This window comes from Streptomyces sp. NPDC000151, from assembly GCF_040301705.1.
Lineage (GTDB): Bacteria > Actinomycetota > Actinomycetes > Streptomycetales > Streptomycetaceae > Streptomyces.
Genome location: NZ_JBEPFC010000223.1, coordinates 1 through 8,141, shown reverse-complemented (window position 1 = coordinate 8,141; position 8,141 = coordinate 1). Strand labels below are relative to the sequence as shown.

General features: G+C 73.1%; 6 protein-coding genes. 2 read left to right on the top strand and 4 right to left on the bottom strand.

The window, feature by feature from the left end:
* Positions 1–924, top strand: a 924-nt coding sequence (locus tag ABT381_RS34015) for an MSCRAMM family protein (protein WP_351601368.1), incomplete at its 5' end; no start/stop codon positions are given.
* A 190-nt stretch (positions 925–1,114) separates the two neighbouring features.
* On the top strand, positions 1,115–1,951 hold the full coding sequence (locus tag ABT381_RS34010; protein ID WP_351601365.1) for a YceI family protein: 837 nt from the start codon (positions 1,115–1,117) through the stop codon (positions 1,949–1,951).
* A gap of 106 nt (positions 1,952–2,057) precedes the next feature.
* On the opposite strand, the gene ABT381_RS34005 is transcribed toward ABT381_RS34010, so the two are convergent.
* From ABT381_RS34005 to ABT381_RS33990, 4 genes are all read right to left on the bottom strand, one after another.
* Positions 2,058–2,831: a TetR/AcrR family transcriptional regulator gene (locus ABT381_RS34005; protein ID WP_351601362.1), complete on the bottom strand. Its 774-nt coding sequence runs from the start codon at positions 2,829–2,831 to the stop codon at positions 2,058–2,060.
* A gap of 54 nt (positions 2,832–2,885) precedes the next feature.
* Positions 2,886–4,412: an MFS transporter gene (locus tag ABT381_RS34000; protein ID WP_351601359.1), complete on the bottom strand. Its 1,527-nt coding sequence runs from the start codon at positions 4,410–4,412 to the stop codon at positions 2,886–2,888.
* A 102-nt stretch (positions 4,413–4,514) separates the two neighbouring features.
* The gene (locus ABT381_RS33995; protein ID WP_351601356.1) at positions 4,515–6,635 is read right to left on the bottom strand and encodes a mannosyltransferase YkcB-related protein; all 2,121 of its coding nucleotides are present in this window, start codon (positions 6,633–6,635) and stop codon (positions 4,515–4,517) included.
* Positions 6,632–7,978 (bottom strand): bifunctional glycosyltransferase family 2/GtrA family protein, encoded by a 1,347-nt coding sequence (locus ABT381_RS33990; protein ID WP_351601353.1) that lies wholly within the window; start codon positions 7,976–7,978, stop codon positions 6,632–6,634. Before ABT381_RS33990 ends, ABT381_RS33995 begins: the two co-directional genes overlap by 4 nt.
* Positions 7,979–8,141: the final 163 nt, after the last annotated feature.

The following is an 8,141-nucleotide window of genomic DNA, read 5'->3' as shown; positions in this document are numbered from 1 at the left end:
TCGGCCGCGCCGACCGAGGAGCGGGAGCCCGCCCTGGTCGGCGCCCCCTCCGTGGCCGACGACCGGACGCCGTCCTGGGCGCAGGCCCAGCCGGCCAGGGCCACCCAGGCCCAGCCGCTGGCGGCGTACGCCTCCGCCGGCGACCCCGGCACCCCGGAGGGCCCGGCCATCACCGGCTTCGTCCGGAACGGTGACGGCACCCCGGTCCCGCGCTCCGCGGTCACGCTGATCTCGCTCAGCGGCCGGCAGCTGGGCCGCTCGGTGGCCCAGGCCAACGGCTCGTACGTACTGAACGCCCCCGGCGCCGGCTCGTACGTCCTGATCGCCGCCGCCGACGGCCACCAGCCGCAGGCGTCCACGGTCGTCGTCGGCGACCAGCCGATCGGCTACGACATCCTGCTCAGCGGCACCAGCGGCCTCCGGGGCCAGGTCCGCAGCGTGGTCACCGGCGCGCCGGTGGACAGCGCGATGGTCGTGGTCACGGACGTCCGCGGTGAGGTGCTGGCGACCGGCAAGACCGGCGTCGAGGGCAACTTCGCCTTCGACGAGCTGGCCGCCGGTACGTACACCGTCGCGGTGAACGCCACCGACTACCGGCCGACCGCACAGCCGGTCGAGGTCAGCGGCCAGGGCACCACCCGCATCGAGATCGCGCTGCAGTCCGGTGCCCGCGTCCAGGGCGTCGTACGGGCCGGTGCGGACCGCCGTCCGCTGCCGGACGCGCGGGTCACGCTGGTCGACGCGGCGGGCAACGTCGTGGCCACCTCCACGACCGGCGCTGACGGCGCGTACGCCTTCACCGACCTGGACTCCGGCGACTACACGGTGATCGCCAGCGGGTACCCGCCGGTGGCCAACGCGCTGTCGGTCGACACGGGCGGGGTCGACGGTTACGACGTCGAGCTCGCGCACCCCGGCGACTGACCGGCGGTCATCAGAACGGGGGCCGGGGCGATCGCCCTGTGAGCAGAGCCCCGGTCCGGGGCACGCATTGAGCGGAGACGCGTCCCGGGCCGGACCACAGGGCCTCGGCGGCGGCGGGCGACATAGGCAGGGGACGGCCTGCCCGCCGCCACCGGGGCCCACATGTACCAAGCACGAATCGGGAGTGGGTATGAGTTCGACTGGCGCGGGCGTTCGGGCACAGGTCCGGACACGCGACGGCTGGGCGGTCAAGCACGCGGTGCTGACCGTCACGGACATGACGGGCACGCAGGTCCTGCGCGCCACGGCCGACGAGGACGGCGTCGTGCGCGACGCGGCCCCGCTGCAGCCCGGCCCGTACACGGTGATCGTGACGGCCGTGGGCTACGCGCCGGTCGCCTCGACCTCGATCGTGACGGCGAGCGGCCGGATGGACGTCGGCACCGTGACGCTGGCCCGGCAGGGCGGCGCGGAGCTGCCGCCGCCCGGGCCGTGGACGATCGACCCGATGCACTCGTCGGTGGCCGCCGCCGCGCAGCACCTGGGGATCTCCAGCGTGCGCGGCCGGTTCACGGAGTTCGCCGGCCGGATCGACATCGCGGAGGACGTGGAGAAGTCGCGCGTCGAGGCGGTCATCAAGGCCTCGTCGATCGACACCGGCAACGGGATGCGCGACGGGCACCTGCGCAACTCCGACTTCCTGGACGTGGAGACCTACCCGGAGCTGACCTACCGCTCCACGGGTCTGGAGGCGGCCGGTCCGGACCGCTGGATCGTCCACGGCGACCTCGCGCTGCACGGCGTGGAGCGCCCGGTGGACCTGAACCTCTCGTACCTGGGGACGGGCCCGGACCCGTGGGGCGGTACGCGGGCGGCGTTCAGCGCCACCGCCGAGCTGCACCGCGAGGACTTCAAGATGAACTACAACCAGGTCGTGGCGGCCGGTATCGCCGCCATCGGCACCACCCTCCGGGTGGAGCTGGACATCCAGGCGGTCCAGGGGAACTCGCTGCCGATGGCCGGCTGAGAAGCCGGTACCGGGCCGCTCGCTCCCGACGGCCGGCGGGGTACCGGCAGAGAACAGGGCGGCGGCCGCTCCTTCGCGAGCGGCCGCCGCCCTTTCGTATGCCGGGTCAGGCCTTGCGGCCCCGGTCGCGGAGCGCCTCGATGCCCGCGATCTGCACGTCCAGCGCGTAGGCGAAGTCGCGCTCGCGCATCTCGCGGACGCCGACGCCCTGCTGGATCTTCAGCGCCTTCGCCGACATCTCCATCGTCTCGGCGAACTCCGGGCGGTCCTGGACCGCCCCGACGACCTCCTGGAAGTGCTCGTCCAGCGTCTTGCCGGTCTCCCGGCAGCGCTCCTCGTGCAGCCCCTCGATCGTGCTGAAGCCGTAGACGAACTGGAAGACCGCGCCGAGCGCCCCGGAGATCTCCTCCGAGGAGAGCCCGCTGCCCTGCATGACGCGCAGCGTCGCGTTGGAGAACGCGATCGCGTGCGGGCCCACATTGAGGTACTCCCCCAGCAGCCGCGGCGCCCAGCGGTGGGTGACCAGCACCTTCCGGTACCCGGCGGCCAGCTGCCGCAGGTGATCGCGCCAGTCCGCCTCCGGATCGCTCTCGTCCGGCAGGTCGATCTCGCCGGCCACCGCGTCGATGGCCAGCTCCAGCAGGTCGTCCTTGGTGTCGACGTACCAGTACACCGACATCGCCGTGACGCCGAGCGCGGCGGCCAGCCGGCGCATCGAGAACTTCGCCAGCCCCTCCGCGTCCAGCAGCCGGACGGTGGTCTCGACGATCTTGTCCAGATCCAGTCCGGCCGGCTGGTCCGCCTTCCGTTTCAGCGGCGGACGTTCGGTCAGCCAGACACTCTGCCGCGGTTTCCCGGCGCGGCTGCCCGTCGCTGCCATGGCCGGCCCTCCCTCATCGCTGAACTGGTCGTACGCGGTTCTGCCGCCTCGATGCTATTCCGCTTCGGCACGGGGGTGCCCCGCCCGTTCGGCGCGTTCGGCGCGGTCGAGCAGGATGCCGGCGAGCAGCCCGCCCGCGAACACCGCAGCGGCACCGACCAGTTGGCTGGTCTGGATGCCGGATGCGAAGGCGTCCTGTACGGCCGCGCGATCCGCGTCCGTACGGGCTGACGCGAGCGCGGCGGGCAGCGAGCCGGCACCGGCCGCGACCGCCGGGAGCAGCGCCGCGAAGCGGGAGTTGAGCACCGCGCCGAGCACGGCGACGCCCAGGCCCTGGCCGCACTCCATGAGCGTGCCGTTGACGCCGGCGCCGACGCCGGCCTTGGCGGGCGGGATCGCGGACATGATGGCGTTGGCCATGGCCGGCATCGACAGCGCGACGCCGATGCCCATGACGATCAGCCCGGCGAGCATTCCGGTGTAGGAGCCGGCGCCCGACAGCGAGATGGCCGCGAGGCCGGCCGCGAGCAGGGTCATGCCGACGGCGATGGTCCGCGGCGTGCCGAGCTTGATCATCAGGCGGCCGGCGATGCCGGAGAAGTTCAGGACCACGGCGGTCAGGGCGAGCGGCGCGATGCGCAGGCCCGCCTCCAGCGGCTCGTACCCGAGCACCAGTTGCAGGTGCTGGGTCAGCAGGAACATCGAGCCGCCCATGCCGAACGCGACGAGGATGCCGCCCGCGACGGCGCCGACGAACTTCCGGTCGCGGAAGAAGTGCATGTCCAGCATCGGGTGCGGGGTGTGCAGCTCCCAGCGCGCGAAGACGGCGAGCGCGAGGAGGCCGACGAGGGCGGAGCCGAGCACGCGGGCGGAGAACCAGCCGTGGTCGGGGCCCGAGATGATCGCGAAGACGACGCAGACCATGCCGATCATGGACAGCAGGGCGCCGGGCAGGTCGGGGCGGTCGCCGGAGGGGTTCTTGGACTCCGGTACCAGCTTCAGCACGGCGATCAGGCCGATGAGCGCGACGGGGATGTTGATCAGGAAGATCGAGCCCCACCAGAAGTGGTCGAGCAGGGTGCCGCCGATGAGCGGTCCGGCGGCGAAGCCGAGGGAGTTGACCGCTCCCCATATGCCGATCGCCTTGGGGCGCTCCTCGTTGTCGAAGATCTGGACGACGACGGCGAGGGTGGTGGTCATCAGCAGCGCGCCGCCGATGCCCATGCCGGCCCGGGCGGCGATCAGCTGCCCCGCGGACTGCGCGAAGCCGGCGCACACCGAGCCGATGCCGAACAGCACCAGGCCGATGGCCAGCATCTTCTTGCGGCCGTAGCGGTCGGCCGCGTTGCCGGCGGTGAGCAGCAGGCCGGACTGGACCAGCGAATAGGCGTTGATCATCCACTGGATGTCGGCGGTGGTCGCGCCCAGCTCCTTGTTGAGGGAGGGCACGGCGACGTTGAGGATGGTGTTGTCGAGGAGGACGGTGAGCTGCGCGAGGCAGATCACGCCGAGGATGATCCAGCGCGTGGGATGGCGCGGCGGGCTCTCGGCGGGTGCGGCAGCGGAGGCCACGGGGGACATGCAGGCTCCCTGTACGGATGTGAGCGGATGGCCTACACCGTACAGGGACGCCTTATACGCCGTACATTTGGTTTTTCGGTCGAGCGCGGTCGGTCGGAGGGCTTACGTCGTGGGGGCGGTCAGGTCGTACAGCGTGGCGCTGCCGACGGTGACCTTCTTGTAGTGCTGCGACACCCAGGAGGTGATCTTCGAGGAGCTCCCCTGGCCGCCGCCCGGACCGCCGCCCATGCCGCCGCCCAGGAAGTAGTGGATCTTCCCTTCCTTCACGTGCTGCTGGAACTGCGCGAGCGTCGGGGACGGGTCGCTGCCGTTGAAGCCGCCGACGGCCATGACCGGCTTGCCGGTCGCCAGCTGGTAGCTCGCGGCGTTCTGCGAGCCGATGGACGCGGCGACCCAGGTGTACTCGTCGGCGTCCGCGAGCAGCTTGGCCTTCGCCTCGGCGCTGACCTGCGAGCCGTTGAGCAGGCCGCCCATGCCGCCGCCTCCGCGCATGGCGCCGCGCTCGGCGGTGCCTGTGACCGTGCGGGGCGGCATGCCCGTCTTGCCGGGGCCACCCTGGCCGGGGCCGCCCTGGCCGGGCTGGTTCGGCCGGTTGCCCTGGTTGCCCGGCGCGCCGCCGGCCCGGCCACCCGGCATCCCCGGAGGCCCGCCCTTGCCGCCGCCGGGACGGCCGCCGCCCATGCCTCCCGGGCCGCCCATGCCGCCGGAGACCGACGGGCCTGCCGTGATGATCGAGCCCGTGTGCGGGGTGGTCACCGTGTTCACCGTGTACGCGAGGGGCCCGGCCAGCGAGGTCGCGAGGCCCAGTCCCGCGGCGCCGACGGCCAGCCGGCGTCCGGCGCCGGAGGCGCCCCGCCCGAAGACCGCCAGCGCGACCGCCGCGAACAGTCCGCCGATCAGTACCACCCAGCGCAGCCACGGCAGCCACGTCGGCGACCGGTCCAGCAGGACGTACGACCAGACCGCCGTGCCCGCGACCGTGGCGGCGAGCACCGCCGTCGCCGCGATGTGCTGCCGCCGCTGCCACAGCTGCGCGGCGCCCATGCCCACCAGCGCCGCGATGTAGGGCGCCAGGGCGATGTTGTAGTACTGGTGGAAGATCCCGGACATGAAGCTGAAGGTCGCGAAGGTCATCAGCAGCGCGCCGCCCCAGGCCCAGAACGCGTCCCGCTGCCGCGCCCGCAGCACGTCGGTCGCGCGCCGGGCCCGCCACAGTACGTACAGCCCCGCGATCAGCAGCACGAAGGCCGCAGGCAGCAGCCAGGAGATCTGGCCGCCCATGTCGGAGGAGAACAGCCGGTCGATGCCGGTCTGGCCCCAGCCGCCGCCTCCGCCCCGGCCACCGCCGCCCCCGCCGACGCTGCCGGTCTCGTTGCCGCTGATCCGGCCCAGGCCGTTGTAGCCGAAGGTCAGCTCCAGGAAGCTGTTGTTCTGGGAGCCGCCGATGTACGGGCGCGAGGAGGCGGGCCACAGTTCGACGAGCGCCACCCACCAGCCGCCGGAGACGACGACCGCGAGCCCGGCGAGCAGCGTCTGGCCGATGCGCTTGCGGACGGTGGTGGGCGCGCAGAGCAGGTACACCAGCGCCAGCGGCGGCAGGATCAGCCACGCCTGGAGCGTCTTGACCAGGAAGGCGAAGCCGAAGCAGAGCCCGGCCAGCACCAGCCACTTGGTGCGGGCCTCCTCCAGGGCGCGCAGCACGCAGGCGATCGCGCAGACCATCAGCAGGCAGAGCAGCGCGTCGGGGTTGTTGAAGCGGAACATCAGCGCGGCGACCGGGGTGATCGCCAGCGCACCGCCCGCGAGGAGTCCGGCGCCCGCGCCGAAGCGCCGGCGCACGGTGGCGTACAGCACGCCGACCGTCGCGACGCCCATCAGCGCCTCGGGCACCAGGATCTGCCAGGCGCCGAGCCCGAAGAGCCGTACCGCCAGGGCCATCGGCCACAGCGCGGCCGGCGGCTTGTCGACGGTGATCGAGTTCGCGGCGTCCGAGGAGCCGAAGAAGAACGCCTTCCAGCTCTCGCTGCCGGCCTGGACGGCCGCCGAGTAGAACGAGTTGGCGTATCCGGAAGCGCCCAGGCCCCAGAGGTAGAGCGCGGCGGTGACCGCGAGCAGGAGCAGCAGTCCGGGGCGGGCCCAGCGCGGATCGGCACGCCGCTCCGGTGCCGGCGGCCCGGGCGGCGTCTCCGTCCGCTGAGCCTCGTACGTCGGTGGGGCGGTCATCGGGCGCTCCTGTCGGTGGTGCCGTCGTGCGCGGGTGCGGCGCCCGGGAACACCCAGGCGCGGAAGAGGAGGAAGCGCAGCACGGTCGCGGCGAGGTTCGCGGCGACCAGTACCGCCAGCTCCGTGCCGTGCGAGGGGGCGCCGGCCGCCGCGTTCAGGGCCGCCAGCGAGCCGCTGGTCAGCGCCAGGCCGATGGCGAAGACGACCAGGCCCTGCGCCTGGTGGCGGACCGCGCGGTCACGGCCCCGTACGCCGAAGGTGAGCCGCCGGTTGGCGGCGGTGTTGCCGAACGCGGAGACCAGCAGGGCCAGCGCGTTGGCGAGCTGCGGCCCGACGCCGAGCCGGAAGAGCGAGTACAGCAGCAGGTACGCGACCGTGCTGAGCGCGCCGACCACGCAGAAGCCGACCAACTGGCGGGCCAGCCCGCCCGGTACGCCGGTCAGCTGCCGGTCGCGCGGGTCGTCGCCGAAGGGCCGGGCCAGCCGGTCCAGCGGCAGCCCGCCGGTGGCCAGCGCGCGCCCCACCCGCCACACGCCCTTGAGGTCGTCGGTCGCGGTCTTCACGATGTGCACGGTGCTGTCCGGGTCGTCCACCCAGTCCACGGGTACTTCGTGGATGCGCAGCCCGGCCCGCTCGGCGAGGACCAGCAGCTCGGTGTCGAAGAACCAGCCGGTGTCCTCGACCATCGGCAGCAGCCGCTCGGCCACGTCGCCGCGGATCGCCTTGAATCCGCACTGCGCGTCGCTGAACCGGGCGGCCAGCGAGCCGCGCAGGATCAGGTTGTAGCTCCGCGAGATGAACTCCCGCTTGGGGCCGCGCACGACGCGCGAACTGCGGGCCAGCCGGGAGCCGATGGCGAGGTCGGAGTGGCCGGAGATCAGCGGGGCCACCAGCGGCAGCAGCGCGTTCAGGTCGGTGGAGAGGTCCACGTCCATGTACGCGAGGACGGGCGCGCCGGACATCGACCAGACGGTGCGCAGCGCCCGGCCGCGGCCCTTCTGCTCCAGCCGTACCGCGGTGACCTCGGGGATCTCGTCGTCGAGCCGGGCCGAGACCTCGGGGGTCGCGTCGGTGCTCGCGTTGTCGGCGATGGTGATCCGGAAGCCGTACGGGAAGGTGCGGGCCAGGTGGTCGTGGAGCCGCCGTACGCACGGTTCGAGGTCGCGCTCCTCGTTGTATACCGGGATCACGACGTCCAGGACGGTCGTGGTGCGGCCGGGGCGCAGGTGCTCGCGCGGCGGCAGGGAGCCCAGCGGGACGGTGGCCCGAGCGGGTCCCGGGGCCGGGGCCTGAGTGGGGCCCGGGGCCGGTTGGGAGCCCGGGGCCGGCTGTGTCGTCGTCATGCCTCCGACAGTCGTCGGCCCCGCTGTCACGACCGTGTGGTGAGGCTGTGCCCTGCCTGTGAGTCGGTACGGGGGGCCTGCGGGGCCGGTTCGGCGGGCAGCCGGACCGTGAAGGCCGTGCGGCCCGGGGCGCTGTCCACGCCCACCTCGCCGCCGTGCGCGG

What these genes read in the sequence shown, in the direction of transcription:
- ABT381_RS34010 (WP_351601365.1), top strand. Translation starts at nt 1,115, where the DNA reads ATGAGTTCGACTGGCGCGGGCGTTCGGGCACAGGTCCGGACACGCGAC.
- ABT381_RS34005 (WP_351601362.1), bottom strand. Translation starts at nt 2,831, where the DNA reads ATGGCAGCGACGGGCAGCCGCGCCGGGAAACCGCGGCAGAGTGTCTGG.
- ABT381_RS34000 (WP_351601359.1), bottom strand. Translation starts at nt 4,412, where the DNA reads ATGTCCCCCGTGGCCTCCGCTGCCGCACCCGCCGAGAGCCCGCCGCGC.
- ABT381_RS33995 (WP_351601356.1), bottom strand. Translation starts at nt 6,635, where the DNA reads ATGACCGCCCCACCGACGTACGAGGCTCAGCGGACGGAGACGCCGCCC.
- ABT381_RS33990 (WP_351601353.1), bottom strand. Translation starts at nt 7,978, where the DNA reads ATGACGACGACACAGCCGGCCCCGGGCTCCCAACCGGCCCCGGGCCCC.